Below are 26,751 nucleotides of genomic sequence, written 5' to 3' on the forward strand. Positions count from 1 at the left end.
AAGAGAAACCCTCGCTTTCTAACATTAAGCTTTCTTCCGTCTTTTCTTTTTATCCTTAAAAATGGTTATCTTCAATTTTACCTCTAACAAATGAAATAATCTACCCACACGGTAGATGATCTCAGTAGAATAGCGGATCGCAATTGTTTTGCCTACTGATTTACCACCTACAGTAAGCGCTGCAACGACACTCGTAAAAACGACAGAAATAACAAATTGCAGCGTCGATCCTTCGCTATGTCCAAGCTGCACGGCTAGCTGAAGGACCACATAGGCAGAAGCAGTACCGCTGATGACACCGGCAATATCCCCGATCACATCATTCGTAAAATTGGAGAACTTATCTGCGTTTCGTGTGATCGTAACCGCTTGCCTTGCCCCGGGCAGTTTTTCTGCTGCCATCGCGTGAAACGGCTTTTCTGCGGCCGCAGTTGCGGCAACACCTATCGTATCTGATATTACCCCTATCAGGACAATTAGAAACACAATCAGCATGCCGACGCCCCACGCGACACCGCTCAGGATTGCTGTGGAGACGACAGAAAAAATAGCCGCTAACACAAGAGTGATAACGGCAATCATCCAGCTCCATTTCAACGAATCGATCATTGACTGTTTCATTAAGGCAACCCGGCTTTCTTTAAAAGTCCTTTAGCATGCCGGCTTGACCCCGGCTGATATGTAAATATGTAGGAAGAGTGGTCACAAACAGGGTAAAAACTGCGCCATAGGTCCAGTAGGTTTTCCCAACCGGCTGCCGAAGCGTCGCCGCTCCGGTGGTTTCCCTTTAAAGCCGGCTTGATGCTGTCACCAAACATCAGACTGGATTACCACTTAGTACGCACTATAATCCCCTGTTCATGTACACGGAACAGTCTAGAAGTTTTCCTTGGCAGCTCCGGCCACCTTCTATCCTCTTTTGCAGAGATGATTTCATACGGCTGGCGGCCGTAATCCCCTCATACTCCACTCAAGGCAGGCTACGCTGCCCACGGGTTTCCCTTTCCCGCGCGGCAGGTTCATACCCATGAGCATAGCGCTGATGGGAACAGCACCACACTCATGGGCCTCCGCGGCTGCAGGGTCAACGCCCACATGCCATTGTGGATCGCCCTACAGCCTTTACTCCCAGTCAGGACCCAAGGCTGGGCGCCTCAAGCCGAGACTAGGAACTTCATCGATGTGCCCTTTAGTGGATTTTTAGGCCCGCTTTCGAAGGTGAAGAACTGACTAGAATACTGCACCACTCTCCTTTCTCATTATACCATGAGTAAAGAGGTACGGACAATTACTTCGTGCGCTCGCTGATGTATGCGGCGAGCTCCTTTAACACGGCCGTATTGCCGGAAACCTGCTCCAGTTCCGCAAACGCTCTGTTAGTGTGATAGCGGAGTTTTTCCCGCGCTCCCTCCACTCCCAGAAGGCGCACATAGGTGTTTTTATCATTCGTTTCATCGCTGCCGACCGGCTTGCCGATCTCTGATTCATCTCCTTCAACGTCCAGGAGATCATCTTTGATCTGAAAGGAAAGACCGATATGCTTACCAAAAGCCTCTAAAGCCCGCTGTTCCGCTTCCGGAGCACCCGCAATTACCGCACCGGCTTGAAGCGCCACCGATAATAAAGCACCCGTTTTTCGGGCATGGATATATTCCAGCTCTTGGACGTCTACTTCACGTCCCTCTGCTTCCATGTCGTCCAGCTGACCCCCTACCATTCCTGGTGCACCTGACGCCTCAGTTACAGCTGCAATGATCTGCACCTTTTTATCCGCAGAAAGCAGCTCGTCCTTTGCAATCAGCTGAAAACTTTGCGTGAGCATCGCATCTCCTGCCAATATGGCGCAGGCATCTCCATAAACACGGTGATTGGTTGCACGCCCCCGGCGTACGTCATCATCATCCATTGCTGGCAGATCATCATGAATCAGTGAGTACGTATGGATAAATTCGATAGCGCAGGCTGTCTGATCGGCTTTTTCCGGTGCTATTCCATATGTGTCCAAAACTGCATAGACGAGCAGAGGTCTGACCCGTTTCCCGCCTGCTTCCAATGAATAAAGCATCGATTCCTTCAGCTTTTGCGGCATTTCTGCAGAGCCTACGACGGTCGGAAACAGCTGCTCAACCCGATCTTTATAAACAGACATAAATGTTTTCAGTTGCACGCTACAACTCCTCCTCCGGAAGTTCTGACAGGGTACCGTCCTGCTCGAGCACTTCAGTCATCTGCTTTTCCACCTTGTGCAGTTTGTCATGGCAAGCTTTGGACAGCTTCATTCCCTCTTGAAACATGTCGATTGCTTCTTCAAGCGGCACGTCACCCTGCTCCAGGTTTTGCACGATGCTTTCCAGTTTTTTCATAGACTCTTCAAAGGTCATTTGTCCTCGCGCTCCTCTCTGATTACATTGACGACAGACGCATCAATGCGGCCATCTTTCATTTTCAGTGATACCTTGTCACCTTTCGCAACACTGTCAACCGATCTCAACAGATCACCATTCTTATCATAGGTAAGACTGTAGCCTTTTTTCATCAGCTGAAGCGGACTTAGGAGCTCCAGTTTGGACAGCTGCAGGTTCAGCCGATGACGCTCGTTATCATGCTGCCGTCTTATCGCGGTCTTTAAAGCCTGTTCGAGCTGCATGAGCTTGTTCTTTTCTTTCTCCGCCATCTGATTAGGATGTACATGAGAAAGCCGCTGCTCCATTTTTTCCAGACGAATTCGCTGGGACTGGGCATTCTCCTGAAGCGCACGACGAAGTTTATCCGTCCATATATCGAGCTCCTGCTCCTTTTGTTCTAAAAGACGCTGCGGATATTGAAATGCATACGAGCGCTCAAGTGCTTTCAGCTGCTCCTGCTTTCGATCAAATTTTAATTTCACTGCACGAAGCAGGCGGGTGTGGCGTTCCATCACAAATGCACGCATATCCTGTATATCCGGTACTGCAAGCTCGGCAGCCGCAGTCGGAGTAGGTGCTCGTAAATCAGCAGTGAAGTCACTGATGGTTACATCTGTTTCATGCCCGACCGCAGAGATCACCGGTGTTGTCAAAGAAAAGATCGTGCGCGCAACCTCTTCCTCGTTAAACGCCCAAAGTTCTTCCAGAGAACCCCCGCCTCTGCCGGCAATGATCACATCAAAGGAGGCTGTTTCTTCAGCTTGTCTCAGCGCTTTTATGATCGACTCTGGAGCGTTTGGGCCCTGAACCAATACAGGAAGAAGTGTCACCGCTGCGAGCGGATACCTCCGTCGTATCGTCGTCACAATGTCGCGAACTGCAGCCCCGGTTGGAGACGTGACGACCGCAATCCGTTCCGGAATTTTAGGGATTTTTTTCTTATGATCCGGCGAAAACAACCCTTCCGCCTCTAGTTTTTTCTTCAGCTGTTCAAAGGCCATATAAAGATGACCTATGCCATCCGGCTGCATCTCTTTAGCATAAAACTGATACTGACCAAAAGGCTCATAGACGGAGATATCTCCGCGGACCAGCACCTTCATTCCATTTTCTGGAGCAAAGGCAAGGCTGCGGTTGTTTCCGGCAAACATGACGCTTTGCAGTCGGGATTTATCGTCCTTTAGCGTGAAGTACATATGACCGCGGCTGTGCTTCTTAAAGTTGGATATCTCTCCCTGCACCCATACATTTTGAAGTCCGGCATGCCTGTCGAGCGTTTGCTTAATAAGCGTTGTGATTGCCGATACGGTAACGTGATTCATGTTGCGGACAGCTTCTTTTCAGCTGACATCACCGTGTTGTACATCAGCATGGTAATCGTCATCGGCCCAACACCGCCGGGTACAGGCGTAATAAATGAAGCCTTTTCTTTCACGCCAGCAAAATCAACATCTCCTGCCAGCTTCCCGTCGGATGTGCGGTTGACGCCTACGTCCACGACTACTGCGCCAGGCTTTACGTCATCTGCTGATATGAATTTTTCTTTACCGACAGCAGCAATGAGAATATCGGCCTGCAGCGTATGGCTTCTCATATCTTGTGTTCGGGAATGGCAGAACGTAACAGTCGCATTCTCTTTCAATAAAAGCATTCCGGCTGGCTTGCCGACTATATTACTGCGGCCAACCACGACAGCATGACGGCCTTCAATTGGTATGTTGCGTGACTTCAGCATATGTATAATTCCAAACGGCGTGCACGGTAAAAAACCGTCCTCGCCTGTCAGCATTTTTCCGGTATTGTAAGGATGAAAGCCATCTACGTCTTTTGCCGGGTCGATCGCCATAATGACTTTCTGCTCGTCGATGTGGTCCGGCAGCGGAAGCTGAACGAGAATCCCGTGAATTTCCTCGCGATTGTTTAAGCGCTCAATCTTTTCGAGCAGCTCCTCTTCTGTGATGGTCGCTTCAGGCCGGTCCACTTCAGAATGAATACCTGTTTCCAGACACGCTTTTTCTTTTCCACGAACGTAAGAGGCGGAAGCAGGGTCATTTCCTACCAGAATGACTCCAAGACCGGGTGTTATTCCTTGTTCCACCAGTTTCTCAGTCCGCTCCTTAAGACTTTGACGCGTCGCCTGTGCAAGCTCTTTACCGGAAATCACTTCTGCTCCCATATTCCCATCCCCTTTTTATTCGTTGTTTTCGTTTAATTCCGCAGCGATTCGGGACGCTACTCCATTTACAAATTTACCAGCTTCTTCGTCAGCGTTAAAGCCTTTGGCGAGGTCAATGGCTTCGTTAATACTGACATTGACCGGTACGTCCTCGAGGTTCATCATTTCAAAGACACACTGTCTGAGAATGGCTCTGTCAATTCTCGACAACCGATCAAGCGACCAGTGGTCAAGTGCCCCCTCCAGTCGTCCGTCAATCTCTTCCTGATGATCCAGTGTTCCATTTACGAGTTTTATTAGGAAGTCACTGCTCTGCTCGTCCTGTTCCAATGTGGCCTCTATGGCTTCAGCCGGGTCGACTCCGGTCATTTCCACCTGGTAAAGGGCCTGAACCGACTTGATTCTAGCCACTCTTCTGTTCATAAAATATTCTGCTCCTTTTTGTACTGCTCTGTCTGATTACCTTTTACATAATAGCATATCACTAAGCCTTCATGCACTATGTGAAAGGGGGCGTAAACGCTTTAATCAAGAAAAAACGTTCTGCAGGCAACTAGCATGCCTGCAGAACGCTGCATTATTCTGGAGCGGCCTCAGCTTCCAGCTTTGTTTCAAACTGGACACCGGTTACGTGAATGTGCACGTTCTGTGCCTCCAGCGCTGTCATCGTTTTCAATGTTTGTACGATGTTTTCTTGTACCCGGCCGCCAACTTCCGGGATTGAATGCCCGTATTTTGTAACGATGTAGACATCGATTGTGACATTCTCCCCGTTCATGTCGACCTTTATCCCTTTGCTTAAGGATTTACGTCCCAGTTTCTCAGCAACTCCAGCCGCGAAATTCCCGTGCAGGTGGTCTACACCTTCCACTTCTGCAGCTGCGAGGCCCGCAATTATTTCCACGACCTCAGGTGAGATTTCAACCGTACCCAGTTCATTTTTATAATCGGCTATTTTTACTGTGTGGTTCTCAGCCATCTTACTCCTCCTCTTCAGCACGTATCGGGTAAAGCTCGAGGAACTTCGTATTGAAATCCCCGCTTCGGAATACGTCATGCTGAAAAAGCCTGATATGGAAAGGAATTGTCGTATGGACTCCTTCCACATAAAATTCTTTCAGCGCGCGCTCCATTTTGCTCACGGCTTCCGCTCGATCGGCCCCGTGTACAATCAGCTTTGCCACCATTGAATCATAAAACGGGCTAATTGTGTACCCATTATAACACGCGCTGTCGACTCTGACTCCTGGTCCGCCCGGCGGGAGATAAAAAGACAAGGTTCCCGGAGAGGGCATAAAGTTACGGAATGGATCTTCTGCATTGATCCGGCATTCGATGCTCCAGCCATTAAACGTCACATCTTCCTGGCGGACGCTGAGCGGCTCGCCGGAGGCCGCACGAATCTGCTCTTTAATCAAATCGACGCCTGTAACCATTTCGGTTACAGGATGCTCCACCTGAATCCGTGTATTCATTTCCATAAAATAAAATGATTCGGTATTATGATCGAAAATAAATTCAATCGTACCAGCTCCAACATAATCTACAGCTTCGGCAGCTTTAACAGCCGCGTCACCCATCTTCCGGCGTACTTCCGGACTCACCGCAGGCGATGGCGTTTCTTCCACCAGCTTTTGCAGGCGACGCTGGATTGAGCAGTCGCGCTCCCCTAGATGAATCGTATTGCCGTGCTTGTCAGCCAGCACCTGTATTTCCACGTGCCGGAAATCTTCGATAAATTTTTCTAAATAGACGCCGCCGTTGCCGAAGTTCGCCTTCGCTTCTTTTTGGGTAACAGAAATTCCTTTTTTTAATTCTGCTTCATCTCTAGCTACTCGAATCCCTTTTCCGCCGCCTCCGGCAGTTGCTTTAATGATAACAGGGTAGCCAATTTCAGCCGCTACTTCGGCTCCGTGATCTGGACCATCGACAAGGCCATCAGAGCCTGGTACGACAGGTACTCCAGCTTCCTGCATCTTTTTCCTTGCGACGTCCTTTGTTCCCATTTGACTGATAGCCTGTGGACTGGGACCAATAAACGTTACGTTACAGGCATCACATATTTCAGCAAAATCGGGGTTTTCAGCCAGGAAACCGTAGCCTGGATGAATTCCGTCAACATCCGTCAGCTTAGCAGCACTAATAATGTTGGTGAAATTTAAATAGCTGTCTGTGCTGGAGACAGGACCGATACAGACAGACTCATCAGCCATTCGAACGTGCAGCGCATCTTTATCTGCAGTTGAATAAACGGCTACAGTGCCAATGCCCATTTCCTGTGCTGCCCGGATAATTCGGACGGCAATTTCTCCGCGGTTTGCGACTAGTATTTTTTTCATATTCAATCCCTCTATTCTGCTTCGACGAGAAATAGTTCCTGGCCGTATTCAACCAGCTCGCCGTTCTCAACCAGTACTTTTACAATACGTCCGTTCACTTCTGCTTCGATTTCATTCATCAGCTTCATCGCTTCAACAATGCAGACGACGGAGTCCTTCTTAACCGTGTCTCCTTCTGCTACGTACGGATCCGAATCCGGAGAGGGAGAGGAATAAAACGTTCCAACCATTGGTGAGGTTATTTTATATGTACCTTCCTGATCGCTGCCAGTTTGAGGAGCTTCGGCCTTTGGCTCCGGAGCAGACTGTTTTTCAGGCGCAGGCGCTGGAGCCGGCTGAGGCGCTGGAGCTTCCTTTTGCTGCGGTGCAGGTGAAGATGCTTGTACGGTTTGACCGCCGTGTTTTTTAAGTGACACTTTTGCTCCATTTTGCTCGTACTTAAATTCATCAATGCTTGAATCGTCAATCAGTTTAATGAGCTCTCTGATTTCCTGAATTTTTAACATCATGATCCGCCCTTTCATCATTTAGCTTCCGTTACATGTAACGATAAACCATTAGGAGTTGCTCATAAATATGCTACCGTATTTCAGATAATTTGAAAACATCTTTTTGGTCAGACCACTTCGTAAGCGCTTACAATGTCAATCTGAGTAAAGCGAAGGAATTCCTTCGCCTTACTCCATTCTTTCCAAGGTGACGCTTTACAGCAGAGATACGATCATCCTCGATCAAGCTTCGTTATTGCTGTCACTGCTTTCTGCAGCTTCTTCCTGCTCTAAGTCCTGCTTTTCCACTGTTTTGTAGTCCCGGAAAATCGGAAAGTCTGAAAGGTTATCCGGAATTTTTCCGTCTTCAAGCAAAATGATTTTAACAATGTTTTTATTGCGCGCCATATGATACTTCTCACCGTACTCGTTTTCCTGAGTGTATGCCTTCAGGCTTTTGTAGTCTTCTTCCTGAATAGAAACCGGCATGCCCCCCTCTGCTTCTTCTTCAGACTGAGAGAATCCTACTTCAAACTCCACAATCTGAATTTTATCGTTTTTTTGGCTGCGCGTCTGTTCCAATACTGCTTTTGCGCCTTCCGTTAATTCTGACCATTCCATGACTGCTCACTCCAATTAATTTAAATTCTCTGCTATCCGCGGGAAATGTATTTGCCGTCTTTTGTATCAATAATCAGGATGTCGCCCTGGTTTACGAAAAACGGCACTTGCACAGTCAATCCTGTTTCGAGTGTTGCAGGCTTCGTTCCGCCTGACTGCGTATCGCCTTTAATGCCTGGCTCCGTTTCCGTCACTTCGAGCTTCACGTTCTGTGGAAGTTCCACTCCAAGAATTTCTGTTCCGAATGAGAGGACACTTACCTCCATATTCTCTTTTAAAAACTTCAGCTGCCGTTCGATCTGGGAGGTAGACAGTTCAATTTGTTCATAAGTCGTTGTATTCATAAATGCGTGTTCATCACCTGACGAATACAAATACTGCATTTTCGCATTATCGATGTGCGCTTTTTCTACTTTTTCTCCTCCCCGGAATGTTTTCTCCTGGATGTTCCCTGAACGAAGGCTTCTGAGCTTGGAACGGACAAAAGCGGCCCCTTTTCCCGGCTTGACATGCTGAAACTCCAACACCTGCCAAATATCATTGTCTACTTCAATCGTTAGTCCTGTTTTAAAATCGTTTACTGAAATCATGTTATATCCTCCTTTTTAATGTAACAGTACGTTTATGCTTATAAAACGATCAGTTCTTTCGAAGATTTGGAAAGAATCCGGCAACCTTCCTCGGTGATAACGACGTCATCTTCGATTCTCGTTCCGCCGGTTCCCTCAACATAGATGCCTGGTTCGACCGTTACAACCATCCCAGGCTCCAGCTTTTTGTCGGAGCGATGTGAAAGCCCTGGACCTTCATGCACCTCCATGCCCATTCCGTGTCCGGTAGAATGGCCGAAATACTCGCCGTACCCTTTGTCCTTAATATATTCTCTCGTCAGTGCATCTGCTTCACGTCCGGTGAGTCCTGGCTTTAAGCCATTGACGCCCCGGATTTGCGCCTGGAGTACCGTGTCGTAGATCTCTTTCAATTCGTCTGATATATTCCCGACTGCCACCGTTCTCGTAATATCAGAGCAGTATCCATTATAGTAAGCACCGAAATCCAACGTCACAAGTTCTCCAGGCTCAATGACTTTATCTGAAGCGACGCCGTGAGGGAAGGCAGAACGTTCTCCAGAAGCGACTATAATATCAAAAGAGGAAGAAACAGCCCCCTGCTTTCGCATGAAGAACTCCAGCTCATTCGATACGTCAATTTCCTTTACTCCAGGCTTAATGTATGTCTGAATGTGCGCAAACGCCTCATCGGCGATTTGCACCGCTTTTTCGATCACGCTGATTTCCTCCGCAGTCTTCACGAGTCTCATGTCTTCCACGATGCCGGATACTGGAACCAGTTCACAGTCCAGTTGATCTCGCAGTGCTTCATACTGTGTATAAGAAACGTGATCCTTCTCAAACCCAAGCTTTTGAATGCCCTGTGCCTTTACCTGTTCGGCCAGCTCTTCAAGCAATGGTTTTTTATGTTCAACGATCTCAAAACCCTCTGCCTGGCTGCGTGCCTGAACCGTATAGCGAAAATCCGTGATCAGCTGTGCTTTGTCAGCTGCGATTAGAGCTGCGCCAGCTGTTCCTGTAAAACCGGTCAAATACCTTCTGTTATATGTACTTTGCGTTACAAAAGCATCTACGCCATGCGCATCGAACCTGCTTCTTAGTTGATCTGTTCTCGTCATGCTAATTCCTCCCTGTAAAGAAAGTCGAGTGCCATGCAGTACCCTTCAAAACCGAAACCGCTTATCTGCCCTCTGCATACCGGCGCTGTAACGGACACGGCACGGAATGCTTCCCGGGCGTGAACGTTGGATAGATGTACCTCTACAACCGGAATGCCTATAGAGGCAATTGCATCACGAAGCGCGTAGCTGTAGTGTGTAAACGCAGCCGGATTTAAAATGACCGCATCTGCCGTTTCTTCAGCGGCATGCAGGCAGTCAATGATAGCCCCTTCACTGCTGTATTGAAAAAAAGTAACGGCTCCGCCAAGCTGGTCCGCATGTGCTGCCACTTTTTTTTCAAGGTCATGAAGCGTCTTTGCTCCATAAATATGCGGCTCCCTTTTTCCAAGCCGATTCAAATTAGGTCCATTAATGACATGAACGTTCAGCATGCGGGCATCCCGCCTTCCTGCGAAATTCTTTCACAACGAATATTTTATCATAGTAGCCTGGGAATGAATAGTTCATCAAGGTTGGCAATACAAGGTGTAAAATCCGTTGAAACAGGGAAAAGAACGGTAGATCATTCTAGCAGTATTCGATTTGCTCATGTAAAATGTAAGTATACGTATTCCTTCACCGGACTGATGATCCGTTTAACATTTATGGAGGTGGACCTAATGAAAAGCAGGCGCATTCATCCGCTTGTGGTTATCGTATTAGCTTTTGCTGCTCTCGGCATCGGGGTCTCCCTGTTCAGCGATCCCGCCGGATTCATAACCAGTATTTTCGTAACGATTGGAATTGTCACACTGCTTATTCTGCTGTTTAAAAAGTTTTTGCAGCCGAAGCTGATGCAGCGCCAGAGCGGGTTTCAAGTGCCTGTTAAGAACGGACGGCCGGTTGTTAAGCAGCAGCAGAAAACCAAGCCGAAATCACGTCGGAGCCACGTTCCACTGAAAACGGTGAAACAGGAAAAGCGACATCCGAAGCCGCTGCTGAAAAGGCAGTCAGAGGTGAAGCTGACCGTTATTGAAGGTAAAAAGAACCCTAAGAAAAAGAGCCGGGCCTTGTTTTAATGCTTGGCTCTTTTCTTTTACACCCGATTAAGTCTGAAGTTTTTCAGGAAGCGGGGGATCAAGCTTGAGTTCCTATTTTGTCACTGTCTATTCACAGATACTCTTTGCAGTTTGGCTGATCACTGCCGGAGCGATTTTTTGGACGTTGGATAAACGATCGGGTTTTCAGCTTCTTTATCTGACGGTGCTTTCTCTGTCGCTCGGATACGTTATTCTGATGTATTTTCCATATTTGCTTTTAAGCAATGATCGCGTTCCCTTTACCCATCCTCATATTCAGGCAACGGTTACACTGTTTGCTTTTCTGCTGCCGCTGTGCAGGAGAAGAACAGAAGCAGCCCTTTGTATTGCTGCAGCTGCAGCCGTCAGCCTGATTTACCTGCTTGCAGGAGGCGTACCTGTGTTCACCGTTACCGGCGGTATACTGATTGGCGGTTTTATCAGTTATACCTTTTACCGCAGCCTTGAATGGATTGGGTCTATGCCGGATGCTTATCTATTTTCGTTCTCTATTATCCTTCCCTTCTTTTTAGCTCTTCTCTTAGCTCCTGATGATTTGTTTTTGCTGCTCCCTGGTCTGCTGCTTGGAACTGGCATAGGAGCGGTGCTGGAGCAGTATAAAGTACGGATGTTTGTTGAACAGACCCAAGCTCCAGCCAAATGGCTTGCTTCCGCTATTGGGGCAGCCGGCATTTTATTTGTTCATTTCGGCGTCCGTCCTGCTTTTGAGGGCTTCCTGATCGGTGATGTAGCGGCCGGTTTATTTCTAGGCCTGTGGATAACGATTATTCTGCCTTTTATTATGGTCGTCTCAGGTTCGTACGCTCAGTATGGACGGGGCGAAAAAATTATTTAGGGATTAATCGAGAAGGAGCACCCTATCAGCGGAAGGCTGACGGGGTGCTCCTTGTGGTTTATACGTCCTGAAGTAACGATTTACTGCTCTTCTCCGCCTTCTTCAGGGTCCTGTTTTCGCTGGGTCGCTTTCAATTCTTTGACGCGATTGTGATCTTCTTCAAAATACGTTACGAGATCCCCGATCCGGTCAATCGCTTCCCAACTGAGGTGGTGTTCAATTCCTTCCACATCACTGTAAATTCGTTTCTCATCGACACCAATAATGCGCATAAATTCCTCAAGCAGTTCATGCCGGTAGACGAGCCGTTTGCCTATCTTTTTCCCTTTGGCTGTCAGGACGAGGCCTCTGTATTTTTCGTAAACTAAATAATCCTCAGCATCAAGCTTCTGAACCATTTTTGTTACAGATGATGGATGGACGTCCAATGCATCTGCAATGTCTGATACTCTGGCATAGCCTTTTTCATCGATCAGTTGATAAATTCGTTCTAAGTAATCTTCCATACTGGGTGTAGGCATGTATGATCCTCCAGACAGCTTGCATTCATTGTGCATGTCACATTTTAGCATATGCGCTGGTCTATTTCTATGCTTTCTTGCTGCTCGGTCCATTCACAGCTTAACACTGGCGCCTTTACAGGATCGATTCTTATTGCGGCTGCGTGTGTTTCGCCCACCTCATAATATTATATTCTGTTCAAGCCCGAAAAGGACTGCGGACTCGTTCATCGAGTCCTGCAGTCCTTTTGTTACCGCAATGTGAAATTTACAACCCGCACTTTAACTGAGCGCTGCAGTTCGTGCACGTATTGCAGCCTCCGATGTCTTCTACCGTTCCCTGTCGGCAAACCGGGCACGTATCTCCAACCTCACTTCCGTAATTTACAGAAGTGGAGCGGACATCGGTAATAGTTTCAACAAGCACAACCGGCTGCTTTGTTTCATTCTGCTGCTCTCCTCCAGTGAGGTCCACTGCATAGTTGTCGTTCTCTTCTGCTTTCAGCGTAAGCACTTGTGAATCACGGCTGCCGTCAACGTAAACTGTACCGCCTTTAGCTCCGCCTTTATAGAGACGCTCATAAACAGATTTAACTTGATCTACGGTATAGCCTTTTGGTGCATTAACCGTTTTACTCAATGAGCTGTCCACCCATTTTTGAATCACACATTGAACGTCTGCATGTTCTTCAGGTGAAAGCTCCATTGACGAAACAAACCAGTCGGGCAGCTCATTCGGATCTTGTTCCGGATGTTCTTCAAGATATTTTTGCAAAATTTCTGCCTTCACTTCGATAAACTTTCCAAGTCTTCCGCTTCGGAAATAAGAGAAGGAAAAATACGGCTCCAATCCAGTAGATACTCCGACCATCGTTCCAGTAGAGCCAGTAGGTGCTACTGTTAAGAGATGAGAGTTGCGAATGCCGTGCTTCTGAATCCCCTCCAGCACGTCTAGCGGCATTTTCTTCATATAACCGGTTTCCGTGAACTTCGATCGAAGGTACTGTGTTTCATCTGCGCTGTTACTCTCAAGATAAGGAAAGCTTCCCTTTTCCTCAGCAAGTTCGATTGAGGTACGATAAGCCGTAACAGCAATCGTTTCAAAAATCTTATCAACAAGGACATTTCCTTCGTCAGAGCCATAGCGGGTCTCCGTCTTAATTAACAGATCGTGCAGCCCCATAACCCCAAGACCGACGCGTCGCTCGCCGAGCGCCTGCTTCGTGTTTTGTTCCAGGAAATAAGGAGTTGCGTCAATGACGTTGTCCTGCATGCGGACGCCGGTAGCTACTGTCTCAGCCAGTTTTTCGTAATCTACTTTCTTCGCCTCTGTGTCTGCCATTTCAGCAAGGTTTACCGCAGCCAAATTGCAAACGGAGTAAGGAGCGAGCGGCTGCTCTCCGCAAGGGTTGGTAGCAACTACTTTTTGCCCGTAGGCACTTGCATTTGTCATTTCGTTAGCATTGTCTATAAAGAAAATACCAGGTTCTGCAGAATACGTCGCACAGATATTAATGAGGTTCCAAAGCTCTTTCGCTTTAATGGTGCGGTAAGTGCGGACACCAAACCCAAGCTTTTCCCATTCACGAACATCTCCGTACTCCTGCCATTCGCGGTTATACGCCTGCATTTCCTCTGCTGAATAGTTCTCTACGTCCGGGAAACGAAGCTGGTAATCTGCATCCTGCTCAACAGCTTCCATAAACTCTTTCGTTATACAGACGGAAATGTTCGCACCAGTTAAAAATTCGGCATTGTTGACCTGATACGTTCCGCCATCCCGAAGCTTTTGTTCCGCATCACGGATTACTTTTGGATCAAAGCCTCCCTGGCCTTCAATATGCTTATAATTAATGATGCTCTGGTACATTGCCTCTTCCAGCTCTGTGAACGGCGTGAATTTCAGTTTGTCTTTAATAAGAGATGCAATTTGATCATCCTCTGTCTGCTCGAGCAGATAGCGGAGAATCCGCGGATTCTGCATTTTTGAAATAATAAACTCCAAAATATCCGGGTGCCAGTCTGCGAGCATTATCATCTGTGCTCCTCGCCTGGACCCTCCCTGCTCAACGAGATGCGTCAGCTTAGCGATATCATCGAGCCAGGATACTGAACCGGAAGACTTCCCGTTCACTCCTCTTGCAAGCGCGTTTCTTGGACGAAGCGTAGATCCATTCGTTCCCACACCTCCGCCGCGGCTCATGATTTCCATGACTTGTTTGCGGTGATCGGAAATTCCCTCTCGTGAGTCAGCTACGAAAGGCATGACATAGCAGTTAAAATACGTAACGTCTGTTTCGGAGCCTGCTCCGTAAAGAACCCGTCCTGCAGGAACAAAATTCATGTTCACGAGCTGCTGGTAGAACTTTTCAAACCATTCACTGCGCTTCTCTTCTGTTTTCTCAACGGAGGCAAGACCGCGAGCATTACGCTTAGCAATCTGTTCATAATAAAGCTCAAGCGGTTTATCGATCGTCGCTAGTGAGCGCTCAACGATGCCGGTCTTTTTCTCTTCAGGAGAATCAAGCACACCGAGGAATTCTTCTTCAACCGCAATTTTAGCGGTTCCCGCTTCCCAGTTAATGCTCGTCACAAAACCGTATCCCCGTGCTGGAAACTTTGGATCGTTCTTAACGGTCAGTACGACAAAATCTCCTGCTTTTAACGTTACTTTTTCTGTATCCTTGAACGTATAACGATCCAGCATCACCAATCTGGAAACTCCGCTTTGCTGACGGTGCATATCCGGAGCTACCGGAAATACCTGTGGAAACTGCTCAATGTCCTTATTCAGCTGATCGAGATCAATTCGTTTTTCTGACATATACGTAGTCACTGGCCTCGCTCCTTCTCGTACTTTTGATAATGCTGAGCATCATTGTCCGGGCAAAAAGAAAGGAAGCCCGGCAAGGCTCCTTATGAAATTACGTAAGCATGACGCTATATATAGTGTTTTCAGTGAAATAAGCAACTATATATAGGATATATTGCTATTCTATACCCTGGTCGTCAGCTTGTAAACGCAAAAGTTATGAAATTAATATGCCGTTTTTCGAGGAGCCGGCGGGCGCAAGGCTCTGCTCGAAAAAATAGGTATATACTAGTATTTGTAATTCCACTCATCCGACGCGTATTTACTTATAGCCAGATGGCTGACCTGCTCTTTCAGCTCTTGATTGAGCTCCCACTCTTTAAGCTGAATGCCAAGATCCTCTTCAAACCCGCGCACAAAAGCAGCCCTCATATCTTCTGGAGATGGAATGCGTTCCATGAGCTCCTCCATTGGCGTCGCTTTACTGCGGAAGCCTGCCTGCATTCTCCGGCGAATTCGTTCACTCTTAAATAAAAACATATCAAATAATTTTTCCTCATCAAACCGCCGAATAATTGATCCGTGCTGCAAAATAATTCCTTTTTGTCTCGTTTGGGCACTCCCGGCAATCTTTCGACCGTTTACAACCATCTCATACCAGGATGGTGCGTCAAAACAGACGGCGGATCGCGGTGATTTTAAATCTGCTTTTTCTTCTTCCGTCCACGGAATGGAAAATCCCGCTTCCAATCCCATGTTTTTAAATCCGAGCAGGAGACCTCCTGAAAGGACTCTGTATGCTTCGGTGATGCCGGCGGGAATACCGGGATGATCTTCCTTTACGATGATGCTGTACGTCAGCTCATCTTCGTGCAGGACAGCTCTGCCGCCTGTCGGCCTCCTGACAAGTCCTGCTTTATGCCGTTTAACAGCCTCTAGATCAATATCCCGTTCCACTCGCTGAAAATAACCGAGTGAAAGCGAGGCCGGATTCCATTCATAAAAGCGGATAACCGGAGGAATTCGCCCTTCCCGGTGCCAATCCATCAGCTTTTCATCGAGCGCCATGTTGTAGGCGGGGCCGGCCGGACCTGAATTTATGTAATACCATTGTTCCATACGAGCAACCTCCCAACCATTCTATCATACAGAAAAACAGACTGAAGAACAAAGCAGAAAGAGAAACATTGCACAAAGACCTGATAACGTTTATTATTTAGTATGGTAAACGTCATGTAAAGGGGTGTCGGAATGGAACTGTGGATACTGATTGCAGTAACCGTCTTGCTAATTGTGTTTCTCATTTTCCGTATGAAAAAACCGTCGTACCTGTCGGTTTTGACACAGGAAGAGTTCACTAAAAATTACCGAAAAGCACAGTTGATTGATGTCCGTGAAGAGCGGGAATTTAAAACCGGACATATTCTGGGTGCACGAAATATTCCGCTTTCTCAAATGAGGATGCGAAACTCAGAGATTCGGCCGGATAAGCCTGTTTATTTATACTGTCAAAACGGATCCCGATCTGTACAAGCTGCCAAGATTCTCCGCAAAAAAAGAGATGCCGAAGATCTGAACATGCTTAAAGGCGGCTTTAAAAAGTGGACAGGCAAAGTAAAAAAATAAGATTTCCCTGCAAAAAGCCTTCCGGAGGTGGTTCCCCGGAAGGCTTTTTCTTCTTTTAAATTAAACGGTTGCTTCTTCTTTCGCTTGCCAGCGCAAGATTGGCTTACGGGCTGCCTGTGTTTCATCTAAACGGCTTACGACCGTCGTATGAGGAGCCTCCTGAACAATCTCAGGATTCGTTTCTGCTTCTTTAGCAATTTGAATCATCGCATCGCAAAATTCGTCCAGTGTTTCTTTCGATTCTGTTTCAGTCGGTTCAATCATGAGGCATTCCTCGACGTTAATTGGGAAGTAAATCGTCGGCGGATGATAGCCGAAATCAAGCAACCGCTTTGCGATATCCAGCGTTCGGACGCCAAGTTTCTTTTGTCTTTTCCCTGACAATACAAACTCGTGCTTGCAATGCTGCTCATATGGCGTGTCAAAGTACGGCTGCAGCCTGCGCAGCATATAATTTGCATTCAGCACTGCCTGACGGGAAACCTGCCGCAATCCTTCCGGGCCCATCGTTCGAATATACGTATAGGCACGTACATTAATTCCAAAGTTACCGTAGTATGGCTTCACTCGGCCAATCGTATCCGGAAACTCCCAGGCAAACCTGAAGCTGTCGCCCTCTTTTGCAACGATCGGAGCTGGTAGATACGGAACAAGATCCTGCTTAACCCCAACCGGACCAGAACCAGGTCCTCCTCCACCGTGTGGAGTTGTAAACGTTTTGTGCAGATTTAAGTGTACGACGTCAAATCCCATATCACCGGGACGAGTCATGCCTAAAATTGCATTGGAGTTAGCTCCGTCATAGTATAATTTCCCGCCCGCTTCATGAATAATGGAAGCCATTTCAACAATATCGCGTTCAAACAGCCCCAACGTATTTGGATTCGTCAGCATCAGCGCCGCTGTGTCCTCGCCTGCCAGCTCACGCAGGTGCTCGAGATCTACCAGTCCTTCTTCATTGGAGCGAACCGTAACAGCGTCAAATCCAGCTACGACAGCAGAGGCAGGGTTCGTGCCGTGTGCCGAGTCTGGAACAATGACCTTCGTACGGCCGTAATCGCCGTTCGCCTCATGATAAGCGCGAATCAGCATAAGCCCGGTCCACTCACCGTGCGCCCCCGCTGCAGGCTGAAGCGTCACTTGATCCATACCTGTTACAACTTCAAGAGTCCGCTGCAGTTCGTACATTAATTCAAGCGCACCCTGAATCTGTGACTCCGGCTGATACGGATGCAAGTGAGCAAAGCCCGGATATCGCGCTACATCTTCATTGATTTTCGGGTTGTATTTCATCGTACACGACCCGAGCGGATAAAAGCCGGAATCTACTCCATGGTTACGGCGTGATAAAGCCGTATAATGTCTGACGAGTTGAAGCTCGGAGACCTGCGGCAGTTCAGCTGGTTCTTTTCTGCGATACTTAGATGGCAGCAGCTCCTGCTCTTCAACCGGATCAATATCCAGTTCCGGGAGGCTGTGACCTATTCGACCTTCTCTGCTCAGCTCGAAAATGAGCGCCTGTTCTTCCGTTCTCATTTTAATCCCTCCAGTCCTTCTGCGAGTGCTTCAATTTCTTCCTTCGTACGAAGCTCTGTAACTGCAATCAGCATGTGATGATCGCGTCCTTCGTAAAATCTGCCTAGATCCAGTCCGCCGATGATGCCTTTCTTAAACAGTGCCTCATTTACTCGTTCGCACGGTGCAGGCAGGTTAATCACAAACTCGTTAAAGAACGGGCCATCATGAACCAATTCAAAACCAGCCTGCTGAAGGCGCTTTTTCGCGTAGTGGGCCTTTTGCATGTTCTGAGAAGCCATTTCCTGAAGACCATATTTTCCGATCGCGCTCATGGCCACAGATGCAGCGAGCGCATTCAGTGCCTGATTGGAACAAATATTGCTGGTAGCTTTGTCGCGACGGATATGCTGCTCCCGAGCCTGAAGCGTTAAAACAAACCCTCGTCTTCCGTCTTCATCCACTGTTTCACCAACAAGTCTGCCCGGTACTTTACGCATCAGCTTTTTCGTCACAGCAAAGTAGCCGCAGTGCGGTCCTCCCAGCTGGGTTGGTATGCCGAACGGCTGAGCGTCCCCTACTACAACATCTGCTCCAAATTCTCCGGGCGGCTGCAGCATGCCCAGGCTCAGCGGATTGGATGAAACAATAAAATGTGCTTTTTTGCTATGAGCAATTTTTTCGATCTCTTCCAAATCTTCAATTTGGCCGAAGAAGTTCGGATACTGCACGATGACACAGGCTGTATCCTCAGAATAGCTGTTTTCCAGCGCAGTCAGGTTTGTTTGCCCATCTTCTGCCTCGACAACGACGACTTCCAGGTTTTGGCCCTTTGCATTCGTTCGCAGTACTTCCACAGCTTCCGGGTGAACGGCCTCCGAAACGAGAATATGCTTCTTCTTAGTCACACCGCAGCTCATCATCGCTGCCTCAGCCAGAGCCGTAGGACCGTCGTACATCGAAGAGTTAGCGAGATCCATGCCGGTGAGCTCAGCAATCATCGTTTGAAATTCAAATATCCCCTGCAGCTCGCCTTGAGAAATCTCAGGCTGATACGGCGTATAGGCTGTGAAAAATTCTGAACGGAGCAGCATATGGTTTACGACCGATGGAATGTAGTGCTCATACACACCAGCCCCCAGAAAGGAAGGTACATCTTTCACGTTCGTATTCTTTTCAGCGAGCCGCTGCATTTCTTTGATTAACGCTGTTTCCTTCAGTGCTTCTGGAACATTCAGTGCCTCTTGAAACCGAACTTCCTCAGGAACGTCTGCAAATAGCTCTTCTAACGAATCAATTCCAATCGTTTCCATCATAGCTTGCTGATCTTGCTCTGTTGACGGCAGATACCGATGACTGCTCATGTTAGTTTCCTCCTTTAGATCGTTTATAAAACGGGGTTTCAACGACAACAGCTTTCAGTTTTTTCTTTCTGACCTGCACCACTACTTCTGTACCAATTGCGGTCCAGTCAGCCGACAGCAAAGCCAGACCGACATTTTTACCCAGGGTGGGGGACTGTGTACCGCTTGTGACAAAACCGATTTCCGTTTCCTCGCCAAACACCTTATAGCCATTCCGCGGAATGCCTTTATCGATCATCTCGATCCCGACAAGCTTTCTCGGGGGCCCATCTGCTTTTTGTTGTTGAAGCGTCGCTTTTCCTAGAAAATCCGACGGTTTATCTGTTTTAACAGCAAACCCGATTCCAGCTTCAATCGGAGTAATGTCCGCAGAAAGCTCCTGACCATAGAGCGCAAGCTTTGCTTCAAAACGCAGCGTGTCTCTTGCGCCAAGACCGATCGGAGCTGCTCCTTGATCAATGAGCGTATCCCAAAGTTCAGCTGCCCGATCTTGATGAAGATAGATTTCAAACCCGTCTTCTCCAGTGTAGCCAGTTCTTGATACAACTGCGTTTACACCGTCAATTTTCACTTCTCGAAAGCGAAAAAAGGAAATATCGGCAAGATTCGTGTCACTGAGCTCCTGCAGCAGTTCTTCTGCTTTAGGACCCTGAAGTGCAAGCTGGGCCGTTTCCTCTGACTCATTTGTTATCGTGACACGATCATCTGCGTGCTTTCGCAGCCACTCTTCATCTTTTTCAATGTTCGCAGCATTTACGACGAGCAGCACATCTTCGGAGTTGAACCGGTAAATTAACAGATCATCGACCGTTCCTCCATCTTCATAGCACATTGCTGTGTACTGACACTGTCCATCAGCCGCCTTTTCCACATTGTTTGTGAGCATTTTCTGCAGAAAATCCAGAGTTCCTTCACCAGTGACACGAATTTCTCCCATATGCGAAACATCAAATAAACCGGCTTTTGTCCTGACAGCTTCATGCTCTTCTTTAATCGAACTAAACTGAACCGGGAGATCCCAACCTCCAAAATCAATCGTTTTGCCTCCGTATGCTGCATAACGGTCGTAAAGCGGTGTACGTTTCCCCATGTTTTCCACCCCTGATTCTGAATTATGTTATGTATTGACTGGTCGCAAAGAACGAAAAAGGACAGAGTGCATACGGATGCCTCAGCACCTGTACGCCTCTGTCCTGTTGACCTGAGAGTTTACCTTTCCACTGGAGCATGCGGCTCCGGGGAAAGTTTCCCCATCGGTGACCCATTCCTGCACGGGTCTTTCCAGAGATGCGTCCAACAAGAGTCTGCTTTGCCTGAGAGATTCACGATAATTCGCTTGCTCCTTCGGCGACGGTGATTCCGTTCTCTCCCCTTGCTGTCATTCGCATTATATCTTTCTCACATGTCGTTCCTGCGTCTTTATCGTACCACTATTCTCTTTTTTCAGGCAAGTCATTCCTTTAGAAACAGGCGCATTTACAGCCATTACATGGGATCGCGTTTATGAAGCATCCCGGCAAGCTTTTCACACAGCTCTTCAGGTGTCAGTTTCTCGGAATCAATGCAGTACCCACACTCTTCATATAGCGGCACCCGCTTATCGTATCGTTCCTGAAGTTTCGGTTTTTCGAGCAGGGCGAGCGGTCTTGAGGCATCCCCTTCGATTCGTTTAAACAGTTCTTCAAAAGGGGCGCTCAAATAAAAACAGCTGTTTTTAGACAGAAGGTTTCGAGCTTCGGGAGTTTCCACTATCCCCCCTCCTGTCGAGACTACTGCAGCTGACCCCGATACCGTCTTCAACGCATCCAGTTCCCGCTTCCGAAAACCAGCTTCTCCCTCTTCAGCAAATATAGCTGGAATTGACTTTTTGTGATGCTTCTGAATCCAGTCATCCAGATCAATAAACGGCAAGCTCAATTTTTCGGCAAGCAGCTTGCCGCACGTGGTTTTACCAGCGCCCATAAATCCGGTTAAATAAACCGTTTCCCTTTTAGTCATGACTCCATACGCGCTCCTTCCAAGCTGAAATCTGTCGGCTTTCCTCATTATAGACAAACTCTGCCTCTCTTGTATAGGAGCCGGATGTGACAGTTATGAAAAAGCGATTTTCTTCAAGCGGATCACGCTGCACATGAATTTGATCTTTCCTGTAGCTCCAGGTTAATTCTTCTGAAAATCCTGAATGGATAAGCGATTCTAACGCTGACTGCTGGAGCATTGCTGTGTTTTTTCTTTTCATTTCCTGTTCATGAAGGGCATGCATATTCTGTATGTCAGCAGTGATGACGAGGACAGCCGTGCTCATCATCAGCAGTAATAGCATCGCATAAAGTAAAGCGAACCCTTTCTCGCTGTTCAATTGCTGCTCCCGTCAACCAGGCAGACACCTTGTGTGAGCGAATTCCGATCGGGCAGGCACGATTCATCACGTTTCAAATCGCCAGGCTTGTTAGTATGTTTTATCTGATAAGAACGATGTAATAAACCCCCGGGATACAGCAGAGCTGCGCGATGTGTTCTTCCGGAACCGGTCGCTGCAACAGTTACCGATTCATCACTGACGGTAAAGGTAAAGCTGGATACCTGCTGCAGCATCATCTGATGGCCCGTGTAATTAACACGCCTTCTTATCCCTGATCCATAAGGCTCGTATGTTACAACCGCTCCATCAGCCGTCATCACCAGCCGGTCGCCGCCAGGCGAAACGGATAACGAGTCCGCTTGCTTGATTTCCTGTTCAAGCTGGGAGCTAAACACTGCAAATTCATACGGATGAAAGCCAGGCTCTTCTGTCAGAGTCATCACCAATACCGCATAGCCTGCTGTAAAAAGCAGAATGATTATCATGAGAGCCAGGAACCCCGCGAGGACCTGAATCATAATTCCACCTCTGGCTTTGCGGTCCGCTGAAAAAATATCTGCAGTTCCGAATCTCGCGTTTATGCGTTTTATTATATAAACAGACTTCCGTAAAAGGCTCAGCATTGTAACTGGCAACCTTCCATTGCACCCCCTCCACATCTAGCACTGTTTTAGCTTCAGCATCCGCAAGTGACAACTGGGCAAGGTACGCTGCTGCCGTTTTTTCAAGATGACGGCTATTCCGTTCCATCCCGTAGGCTCCTATTACAGCAGAACAAACAAGAGCCGCAGCTGCGAGAATCAATAAAGCAAGAGAGACTTCCAGCATGATGTAGCCCCGCTCAGACAGCTTCCACATAAAATCTGCCACCTCCGATCATAAACACAATCCGGTAGACTTCGTCCTCTATTTCCATTCGCAGCTGTCCGAATTTCCGAATGTTTCCGTTAGGTAAAAATACAACTTCGTGGAGCCCCAGCGTCAACCGTTGAAACGTAACGTTGGGATGATGTTTCCTCGTAAGTTGACCCGACGACGTTCTGATTTCATATGAGCCGTCAGGAGAAAATCTGACGTTTACCTCTTTACCGGTGTATACTGCGTGATGCTGAGCTTTGAGCAAATCTGTTCGTAATTCGTAAATGATTCGCTCTTTATTCAGCTGAAAAACCGTTTGTTCCACCGCTAATATTCCAATGGAGATAATGATTGAGATCACTGCGAGCCCAACCATCGTTTCCATCAAGGTAAACCCATGCTGCTTAATTGGACGAAACACTGGCCCGGTAACCGTTTATGGTGATAGGTGAACCGTCCGGACACGTATCTGAATCGAGATAGTCACCTTTCAGATCTGCAATGGAGCTTGGCAGTGTTCCATGATCGGCTTTATACGCTAAAATCTGAGCTTCCGTAAGCTCCAGTACTGCTTCACAGCTTTTACTGTTGGCAACCCCCTGGTTTTTAGTCAAGTTTGGAATGAATACTAGCAGCAGAATGGAGATGATGACGAGAACAACCATCACCTCAATCAGCGTAAATCCTTTTTCCGATAATCGCTTTTTCATGTCTTTTTCCTCCTTTTTAAAATGATTCCATAATGGAAAATACTGGCATCATCATTGATAAGAACAAAATCATTACGACCGTCCCTACGAGAATAAACACAGCGGGCTGTATAATACGAATCATGTTTCCTGTCTGCAACTGAATTTGCTGCATCATATAATTAGCAAATGCCTCCAGCTCTTCTCCAAGCTTTCCTCTGGATTCACCAAACGTCCAGACGTTTCCCAGTTGGGGCACATAGTAAGATCGTTCAGCAATCAGCTCCGTCATCGGCCTCCCACTCGTTAACCCCTCTCTCAGCGATGCTGCCTCCCCTTGAAAAAACCGTATTTCTGCGTCTTCCTCAAGCGTCAGAAGAGACTCCTGCAGCGACATCCCTCCGCGCAGGAGCGGCCCTGTCTGGGCACAAAGAAAGTACGTTAGCAGCTGCTTCACATATGTACGCAATCCCGGCAGTTTTAACAGCAATTGAATTTTCCGGCTCACAGGCAGCCGCTGAAACCATATCCCGGTCAGCAGCAAGGCTACGCTGAATACTAAAATGAATGGAATACGCACCCATTCAATTAAAAACAGCAGCACTTTCGTGTAGACAGGCAGTTCACTCCCCATTGCCGCAAAAAATTGTTCGAATTGAGGCAGAATCCCCTCCATTAAAACAATGCCGAGGACAACGACAGCAGCTATGAGTACTATTGGATAATATAGAACATTTCTTACTTCCTTCTGCATTTCCGCCCGCTTCACAAGCAGCCGCCCGCTGTTTTCCATTCCGTTTTGAAAGGACCCGTGAAGCTCCATCATTTTCAGATAACTAACAATTTCACCTGTGAAACCGGCCTCTGAAAGCTGTTCGCTGAAGAGCTCTCCCTGATGCAGCTGTTCTTCAGCATCTTCCAGCCATGCCTTTGCCCGACCGCTTAAGAACGACCCATACAGACCGATCGCATCAGTCAGCATATACCCTTCTCGTAACAGCTCAGAAATGCCGAGCAGCATTCTGCCGCGTTCCATATCGTTTCTAAACCCGCTCCGCTTTTTCAACGAACCGAACCTTTTCGTTTCTGCTTCCAGGCGCTGAATGGAATGTAGCCGAGTGCCGTACCTTTAATAAGGAGTCTCTGCATATCGATGCGTGGGACTGAAGCAGGAACCCCTGTCTCAAGCTGATGAAACGCATCTTGCAGCTCCTGTTCCATAAGAATTTCGAATATCGCTTTCCTTCTGACTTCACGCCTGCTTCTGCAATAAATAGAGCACGAACTGTTGCAATATGGGCAGGCAAGATCTGCAAGCCGCTGCGACACAGTACCATGCAGCACTTCCTGCAAATCAGCCCGGTCAACACCCAGGTCCAGCATCCGCCTGACTGCAGCTGAAGCGGAACTGCAGTGAAGACTGGAGAGAACGAGGTGACCGCTCATCGCAGCTTTCACTGCTACAGCCGCTGTTTCTTCATCTCTGATCTCACCAATGACGATCAGATCGGGATCATGTCGAAGTAAACTGCGCAGACCGGCAGCATACGTAACGCCCGCTTTTTCGTTTATTTCCATTTGCAGCAGTCCTGATTCTTTGCGCTCTACAGGATCTTCAAGTGTCATAATATTTTCTGTTGCATATGTCATTCTGTCTTTCAGTAGGGAGTATAGTGTAGTAGTCTTTCCGGAACCGGTTGGACCGCATATAAGAATGAGTCCGTGCGGGCAATGGATTAATTTCTGAAGGGAGGCTGCCTGCCTGGGGAATAGCGTCAGGTTCAGCAGGCCGGCTGAAGATTCGACCGGATAAATACGAAGTACAAGTGTTTCGAGCAGTGCTGATGGAAATGTGGACAGTCTGACAAAAATCGTTTGTCCTTGAAGCGTCACTTCCATTCTCTTATTCTGCGGACGGCGCCGTTCACCAATATCCATACCAGCAATAAACTTCATATGGGAGACAAGCTTTCTTCCCGAAGAGAACGGAATCTGTCTGATGTCCAGCAGAACTCCATCGACGCGGTACCTGATTCTAAGGCCATTTTCTGCCGGAATAAGGTGAATATCAGAGGCTTTCAATTTAACAGCATCAGCCAGCAGTTGTTTTAACGCTGCAGGTGCTTCCATAAACCACCATCCTTTTCTATTAGGCTATAGAACATATATTCGACACCCATTCGAAAATTCCTGCTTTTATTTTCCTGTTGATCGGAAAGTAAAAAAGCCGCCTCAAGATCTTTCTTAAGGCGGCTTCTATCTACTGCTTGTTTTTTTCTTCTGTCTTAAGAGCTTCCACGTCGCTGCGCAGACGCTGCTTCGTTTCTTCAATTTCCTGAACAACCTGTTCAGCGAGCTTTTTTCCTTCTGTCTTTTCTGTTTCCATAATGCTCTTTACATCTTCAGCCAGCTCTTCGCCCATATCAGACGCTTTGTCCTTTACTCCAGAAGCTTTCTCTGCTACTCGCTCAAATTGTTCTTTGGCAGCACTAGTCCATTCATCAGACTTTTGCTTGGCAGTTTGAGAATATTCCGCTCCTTTTTCTTTTGCTGTGTTTGTCCATTCGGACGTACGATCAGCTACGCTGGAAGCTTTTTCGTTAATATCGGTACGAAGCTCACGCCCTGATTTTGGCGCATACAGCATCGCTGCCGCTGCACCTACGACTGCACCTGCAAGTGCCCCTATAATAAAGTCTTTCGTGTCCATTTTACTCATTCCTAACATCCTCCTTTTAAAAGTACGTATGTAAGTTTGTTCTACATAATTTGTCTAATTCCTTCTATTTCGGAAAAATAAACATGATTTTCCGTTTGGATGCAACGTAATGTTCACAAACGTTTTCATGACATCAGTTTACAAACCGTATATGAAAGATTTATAATAAGGTGAACTTACTTTCGTTCATACTTATTTGAAGCTACTACATAGAAGGAGGGGAAAAGCATGGAGCGCATGTTTCGGGTTCTCGGTTTCTGGACCGGAATTTTTGCTGTTTTGTTTCTGGTCGGGGACATGCTGGAAGCTGCTATTTTATTCTTTGCTCAAACGGCAGTCTTTATCGCGCTGAGCTATCTTAACCTGTCTGAACGGGCCTATATTTATATTTTCGGAGCATACTTAACGGTCTTTTTCGTCGGCTTTACTTATTACACGACATTCATCATGGTACCAAGCGTCGGACACTGATGCAAAACCACCCGGTTCATGCGGGGCCACTGAAAATCTAGCGATTTTTCGTTTCGTATCGCAGAATCTCATATGAAAACCGCCCGTTTCTCCCCAACCTTGGAGAAACGGGCGGTTTTTTGTTGATCGTGTGGTTTGCAGCGGCTACGTTGTACCGATTAGTTTCAGGATTCGCTTCAAGTTCACAGTGAAGATGGCC

31 protein-coding genes and 1 riboswitch are annotated in these 26,751 nt (G+C 47.4%); of the genes, 4 read left to right on the top strand and 27 right to left on the bottom strand.

Annotation, left to right across the window (positions count from 1 at the left end; genetic code table 11):
- Positions 1-24: 24 nt before the first annotated feature.
- The 13 genes from ACSZLD_RS15165 to aroQ form a co-directional block, all read right to left on the bottom strand.
- Positions 25-621: a CNNM metal transporter family protein gene (locus ACSZLD_RS15165; protein ID WP_377910662.1), complete on the bottom strand. Its 597-nt coding sequence runs from the start codon at positions 619-621 to the stop codon at positions 25-27.
- 667 nt (positions 622-1,288) lie between these two features.
- Positions 1,289-2,149, bottom strand: a complete 861-nt coding sequence (locus ACSZLD_RS15170; protein WP_377910951.1) for a polyprenyl synthetase family protein — start codon at positions 2,147-2,149, stop codon at positions 1,289-1,291.
- Between the two features lie 19 nt (positions 2,150-2,168).
- Complete coding sequence (xseB, locus tag ACSZLD_RS15175; RefSeq protein WP_377910663.1) at positions 2,169-2,381, bottom strand: exodeoxyribonuclease VII small subunit; 213 nt, start codon at positions 2,379-2,381, stop codon at positions 2,169-2,171.
- Positions 2,378-3,727, bottom strand: a complete 1,350-nt coding sequence (gene xseA / locus ACSZLD_RS15180; protein ID WP_444685680.1) for an exodeoxyribonuclease VII large subunit — start codon at positions 3,725-3,727, stop codon at positions 2,378-2,380. The genes xseB and xseA overlap by 4 nt, the downstream gene beginning before the upstream one ends.
- Positions 3,724-4,581, bottom strand: a complete 858-nt coding sequence (gene folD / locus ACSZLD_RS15185; protein WP_377910665.1) for a bifunctional methylenetetrahydrofolate dehydrogenase/methenyltetrahydrofolate cyclohydrolase FolD — start codon at positions 4,579-4,581, stop codon at positions 3,724-3,726. The genes xseA and folD overlap by 4 nt, the downstream gene beginning before the upstream one ends.
- Before the next feature lie 15 nt (positions 4,582-4,596).
- Positions 4,597-5,004: a transcription antitermination factor NusB gene (gene nusB, locus ACSZLD_RS15190; protein WP_377910666.1), complete on the bottom strand. Its 408-nt coding sequence runs from the start codon at positions 5,002-5,004 to the stop codon at positions 4,597-4,599.
- 154 nt (positions 5,005-5,158) lie between these two features.
- Entirely contained in the window at positions 5,159-5,560 is a 402-nt protein-coding gene (locus ACSZLD_RS15195) for an Asp23/Gls24 family envelope stress response protein (RefSeq protein WP_377910667.1), read from the bottom strand.
- 1 nt (position 5,561) lies between these two features.
- Positions 5,562-6,920, bottom strand: a complete 1,359-nt coding sequence (gene accC / locus ACSZLD_RS15200) for an acetyl-CoA carboxylase biotin carboxylase subunit (RefSeq protein ID WP_377910668.1) — start codon at positions 6,918-6,920, stop codon at positions 5,562-5,564.
- An 11-nt stretch (positions 6,921-6,931) separates the two neighbouring features.
- Positions 6,932-7,426 (bottom strand): acetyl-CoA carboxylase biotin carboxyl carrier protein, encoded by a 495-nt coding sequence (gene accB / locus ACSZLD_RS15205; RefSeq protein WP_377910669.1) that lies wholly within the window; start codon positions 7,424-7,426, stop codon positions 6,932-6,934.
- A gap of 225 nt (positions 7,427-7,651) precedes the next feature.
- Positions 7,652-8,029: a hypothetical protein gene (locus tag ACSZLD_RS15210; RefSeq protein WP_377910670.1), complete on the bottom strand. Its 378-nt coding sequence runs from the start codon at positions 8,027-8,029 to the stop codon at positions 7,652-7,654.
- Positions 8,030-8,061: 32 nt separating this feature from the next.
- Complete coding sequence (gene efp, locus ACSZLD_RS15215; protein ID WP_377910671.1) at positions 8,062-8,619, bottom strand: elongation factor P; 558 nt, start codon at positions 8,617-8,619, stop codon at positions 8,062-8,064.
- A gap of 38 nt (positions 8,620-8,657) precedes the next feature.
- Positions 8,658-9,719, bottom strand: coding sequence for a M24 family metallopeptidase (locus ACSZLD_RS15220; RefSeq protein ID WP_444685681.1), 1,062 nt, complete (start codon positions 9,717-9,719; stop codon positions 8,658-8,660).
- Positions 9,716-10,153 (bottom strand): type II 3-dehydroquinate dehydratase, encoded by a 438-nt coding sequence (aroQ, locus tag ACSZLD_RS15225; RefSeq protein WP_377910673.1) that lies wholly within the window; start codon positions 10,151-10,153, stop codon positions 9,716-9,718. The genes ACSZLD_RS15220 and aroQ overlap by 4 nt, the downstream gene beginning before the upstream one ends.
- Before the next feature lie 228 nt (positions 10,154-10,381).
- Here aroQ and ACSZLD_RS15230 point away from each other — a divergent pair, with 228 nt between their 5' ends.
- Together ACSZLD_RS15230 and ACSZLD_RS15235 are read left to right on the top strand one after the other, a co-directional pair.
- Positions 10,382-10,780: an SA1362 family protein gene (locus ACSZLD_RS15230; RefSeq protein WP_377910674.1), complete on the top strand. Its 399-nt coding sequence runs from the start codon at positions 10,382-10,384 to the stop codon at positions 10,778-10,780.
- 64 nt (positions 10,781-10,844) lie between these two features.
- Complete coding sequence (locus ACSZLD_RS15235; protein WP_377910675.1) at positions 10,845-11,636, top strand: hypothetical protein; 792 nt, start codon at positions 10,845-10,847, stop codon at positions 11,634-11,636.
- An 80-nt stretch (positions 11,637-11,716) separates the two neighbouring features.
- Here ACSZLD_RS15235 and mntR read toward each other — a convergent pair whose 3' ends face one another.
- The 3 genes from mntR to lipM form a co-directional block, all read right to left on the bottom strand.
- The gene (gene mntR / locus ACSZLD_RS15240; RefSeq protein WP_377910676.1) at positions 11,717-12,157 is read right to left on the bottom strand and encodes a transcriptional regulator MntR; all 441 of its coding nucleotides are present in this window, start codon (positions 12,155-12,157) and stop codon (positions 11,717-11,719) included.
- 247 nt (positions 12,158-12,404) lie between these two features.
- Positions 12,405-14,960, bottom strand: coding sequence for a vitamin B12-dependent ribonucleotide reductase (locus ACSZLD_RS15245; protein ID WP_444685688.1), 2,556 nt, complete (start codon positions 14,958-14,960; stop codon positions 12,405-12,407).
- Positions 14,961-15,236: 276 nt separating this feature from the next.
- Positions 15,237-16,067: a lipoate--protein ligase family protein gene (lipM, locus tag ACSZLD_RS15250; RefSeq protein WP_444685682.1), complete on the bottom strand. Its 831-nt coding sequence runs from the start codon at positions 16,065-16,067 to the stop codon at positions 15,237-15,239.
- Between the two features lie 132 nt (positions 16,068-16,199).
- Between lipM and ACSZLD_RS15255 the strand changes: the two genes are divergently transcribed.
- Positions 16,200-16,574 (top strand): rhodanese-like domain-containing protein, encoded by a 375-nt coding sequence (locus ACSZLD_RS15255; RefSeq protein ID WP_377910678.1) that lies wholly within the window; start codon positions 16,200-16,202, stop codon positions 16,572-16,574.
- A 60-nt stretch (positions 16,575-16,634) separates the two neighbouring features.
- Here ACSZLD_RS15255 and gcvPB read toward each other — a convergent pair whose 3' ends face one another.
- From gcvPB to ACSZLD_RS15310, 11 genes are all read right to left on the bottom strand, one after another.
- On the bottom strand, positions 16,635-18,110 hold the full coding sequence (gene gcvPB, locus ACSZLD_RS15260) for an aminomethyl-transferring glycine dehydrogenase subunit GcvPB (protein WP_444685683.1): 1,476 nt from the start codon (positions 18,108-18,110) through the stop codon (positions 16,635-16,637).
- A complete protein-coding gene (gcvPA, locus tag ACSZLD_RS15265; RefSeq protein WP_444685684.1) occupies positions 18,107-19,453 on the bottom strand; it encodes an aminomethyl-transferring glycine dehydrogenase subunit GcvPA in 1,347 nt (448 codons plus the stop codon). The genes gcvPB and gcvPA overlap by 4 nt, the downstream gene beginning before the upstream one ends.
- Before the next feature lies 1 nt (position 19,454).
- Positions 19,455-20,543, bottom strand: coding sequence for a glycine cleavage system aminomethyltransferase GcvT (gene gcvT / locus ACSZLD_RS15270; protein ID WP_377910683.1), 1,089 nt, complete (start codon positions 20,541-20,543; stop codon positions 19,455-19,457).
- A 200-nt stretch (positions 20,544-20,743) separates the two neighbouring features.
- Positions 20,744-20,835: riboswitch (glycine riboswitch) on the bottom strand.
- Positions 20,836-20,938: 103 nt separating this feature from the next.
- The gene (locus ACSZLD_RS15275) at positions 20,939-21,451 is read right to left on the bottom strand and encodes a shikimate kinase (RefSeq protein WP_377910685.1); all 513 of its coding nucleotides are present in this window, start codon (positions 21,449-21,451) and stop codon (positions 20,939-20,941) included.
- Positions 21,444-21,812 carry a hypothetical protein gene (locus ACSZLD_RS15280; RefSeq protein WP_377910686.1) on the bottom strand — a complete coding sequence of 123 codons (369 nt, stop codon included), beginning with the start codon at positions 21,810-21,812 and terminating at the stop codon, positions 21,444-21,446. The genes ACSZLD_RS15275 and ACSZLD_RS15280 overlap by 8 nt, the downstream gene beginning before the upstream one ends.
- Positions 21,809-22,300 (bottom strand): competence type IV pilus minor pilin ComGF, encoded by a 492-nt coding sequence (locus tag ACSZLD_RS15285; RefSeq protein WP_444685685.1) that lies wholly within the window; start codon positions 22,298-22,300, stop codon positions 21,809-21,811. Before ACSZLD_RS15285 ends, ACSZLD_RS15280 begins: the two co-directional genes overlap by 4 nt.
- A gap of 356 nt (positions 22,301-22,656) precedes the next feature.
- A complete protein-coding gene (gene comGD, locus ACSZLD_RS15290; RefSeq protein ID WP_377910688.1) occupies positions 22,657-23,094 on the bottom strand; it encodes a competence type IV pilus minor pilin ComGD in 438 nt (145 codons plus the stop codon).
- Positions 23,078-23,383 carry a competence type IV pilus major pilin ComGC gene (gene comGC, locus ACSZLD_RS15295; protein WP_377910689.1) on the bottom strand — a complete coding sequence of 102 codons (306 nt, stop codon included), beginning with the start codon at positions 23,381-23,383 and terminating at the stop codon, positions 23,078-23,080. The genes comGD and comGC overlap by 17 nt, the downstream gene beginning before the upstream one ends.
- Before the next feature lie 16 nt (positions 23,384-23,399).
- Positions 23,400-24,428: a competence type IV pilus assembly protein ComGB gene (gene comGB, locus ACSZLD_RS15300; RefSeq protein ID WP_377910690.1), complete on the bottom strand. Its 1,029-nt coding sequence runs from the start codon at positions 24,426-24,428 to the stop codon at positions 23,400-23,402.
- On the bottom strand, positions 24,425-25,492 hold the full coding sequence (comGA, locus tag ACSZLD_RS15305) for a competence type IV pilus ATPase ComGA (protein WP_444685686.1): 1,068 nt from the start codon (positions 25,490-25,492) through the stop codon (positions 24,425-24,427). The genes comGB and comGA overlap by 4 nt, the downstream gene beginning before the upstream one ends.
- Before the next feature lie 130 nt (positions 25,493-25,622).
- Complete coding sequence (locus ACSZLD_RS15310) at positions 25,623-26,081, bottom strand: YtxH domain-containing protein (protein ID WP_377910692.1); 459 nt, start codon at positions 26,079-26,081, stop codon at positions 25,623-25,625.
- Positions 26,082-26,309: 228 nt separating this feature from the next.
- Here ACSZLD_RS15310 and ACSZLD_RS15315 point away from each other — a divergent pair, with 228 nt between their 5' ends.
- Positions 26,310-26,552 (top strand): DUF2626 domain-containing protein, encoded by a 243-nt coding sequence (locus tag ACSZLD_RS15315; RefSeq protein WP_168006401.1) that lies wholly within the window; start codon positions 26,310-26,312, stop codon positions 26,550-26,552.
- The last annotated feature ends 199 nt before the right edge of the window (positions 26,553-26,751 follow it).

Source organism: Alkalicoccus luteus (assembly GCF_052061695.1).
Lineage (GTDB): Bacteria > Bacillota > Bacilli > Bacillales > Salisediminibacteriaceae > Alkalicoccus > Alkalicoccus luteus.

Bases quoted from the DNA above. Each gene is read 5' to 3' on its own strand.
- ACSZLD_RS15165 (WP_377910662.1), bottom strand. From the start codon at position 621: ATGAAACAGTCAATGATCGATTCGTTGAAATGGAGCTGGATGATTGCC.
- ACSZLD_RS15170 (WP_377910951.1), bottom strand. From the start codon at position 2,149: ATGTCTGTTTATAAAGATCGGGTTGAGCAGCTGTTTCCGACCGTCGTA.
- xseB (WP_377910663.1), bottom strand. From the start codon at position 2,381: ATGACCTTTGAAGAGTCTATGAAAAAACTGGAAAGCATCGTGCAAAAC.
- xseA (WP_444685680.1), bottom strand. From the start codon at position 3,727: ATGAATCACGTTACCGTATCGGCAATCACAACGCTTATTAAGCAAACG.
- folD (WP_377910665.1), bottom strand. From the start codon at position 4,581: ATGGGAGCAGAAGTGATTTCCGGTAAAGAGCTTGCACAGGCGACGCGT.
- nusB (WP_377910666.1), bottom strand. From the start codon at position 5,004: ATGAACAGAAGAGTGGCTAGAATCAAGTCGGTTCAGGCCCTTTACCAG.
- ACSZLD_RS15195 (WP_377910667.1), bottom strand. From the start codon at position 5,560: ATGGCTGAGAACCACACAGTAAAAATAGCCGATTATAAAAATGAACTG.
- accC (WP_377910668.1), bottom strand. From the start codon at position 6,920: ATGAAAAAAATACTAGTCGCAAACCGCGGAGAAATTGCCGTCCGAATT.
- accB (WP_377910669.1), bottom strand. From the start codon at position 7,426: ATGTTAAAAATTCAGGAAATCAGAGAGCTCATTAAACTGATTGACGAT.
- ACSZLD_RS15210 (WP_377910670.1), bottom strand. From the start codon at position 8,029: ATGGAATGGTCAGAATTAACGGAAGGCGCAAAAGCAGTATTGGAACAG.
- efp (WP_377910671.1), bottom strand. From the start codon at position 8,619: ATGATTTCAGTAAACGATTTTAAAACAGGACTAACGATTGAAGTAGAC.
- ACSZLD_RS15220 (WP_444685681.1), bottom strand. From the start codon at position 9,719: ATGACGAGAACAGATCAACTAAGAAGCAGGTTCGATGCGCATGGCGTA.
- aroQ (WP_377910673.1), bottom strand. From the start codon at position 10,153: ATGCTGAACGTTCATGTCATTAATGGACCTAATTTGAATCGGCTTGGA.
- ACSZLD_RS15230 (WP_377910674.1), top strand. From the start codon at position 10,382: ATGAAAAGCAGGCGCATTCATCCGCTTGTGGTTATCGTATTAGCTTTT.
- mntR (WP_377910676.1), bottom strand. From the start codon at position 12,157: ATGCCTACACCCAGTATGGAAGATTACTTAGAACGAATTTATCAACTG.
- ACSZLD_RS15245 (WP_444685688.1), bottom strand. From the start codon at position 14,960: ATGTCAGAAAAACGAATTGATCTCGATCAGCTGAATAAGGACATTGAG.
- lipM (WP_444685682.1), bottom strand. From the start codon at position 16,067: ATGGAACAATGGTATTACATAAATTCAGGTCCGGCCGGCCCCGCCTAC.
- ACSZLD_RS15255 (WP_377910678.1), top strand. From the start codon at position 16,200: ATGGAACTGTGGATACTGATTGCAGTAACCGTCTTGCTAATTGTGTTT.
- gcvPB (WP_444685683.1), bottom strand. From the start codon at position 18,110: ATGAGAACGGAAGAACAGGCGCTCATTTTCGAGCTGAGCAGAGAAGGT.
- gcvPA (WP_444685684.1), bottom strand. From the start codon at position 19,453: ATGAGCAGTCATCGGTATCTGCCGTCAACAGAGCAAGATCAGCAAGCT.
- gcvT (WP_377910683.1), bottom strand. From the start codon at position 20,543: ATGGGGAAACGTACACCGCTTTACGACCGTTATGCAGCATACGGAGGC.
- ACSZLD_RS15275 (WP_377910685.1), bottom strand. From the start codon at position 21,451: ATGACTAAAAGGGAAACGGTTTATTTAACCGGATTTATGGGCGCTGGT.
- ACSZLD_RS15285 (WP_444685685.1), bottom strand. From the start codon at position 22,300: ATGATAATCATTCTGCTTTTTACAGCAGGCTATGCGGTATTGGTGATG.
- comGC (WP_377910689.1), bottom strand. From the start codon at position 23,383: ATGAAAAAGCGATTATCGGAAAAAGGATTTACGCTGATTGAGGTGATG.
- comGA (WP_444685686.1), bottom strand. From the start codon at position 25,492: ATGGAAGCACCTGCAGCGTTAAAACAACTGCTGGCTGATGCTGTTAAA.
- ACSZLD_RS15310 (WP_377910692.1), bottom strand. From the start codon at position 26,081: ATGAGTAAAATGGACACGAAAGACTTTATTATAGGGGCACTTGCAGGT.
- ACSZLD_RS15315 (WP_168006401.1), top strand. From the start codon at position 26,310: ATGGAGCGCATGTTTCGGGTTCTCGGTTTCTGGACCGGAATTTTTGCT.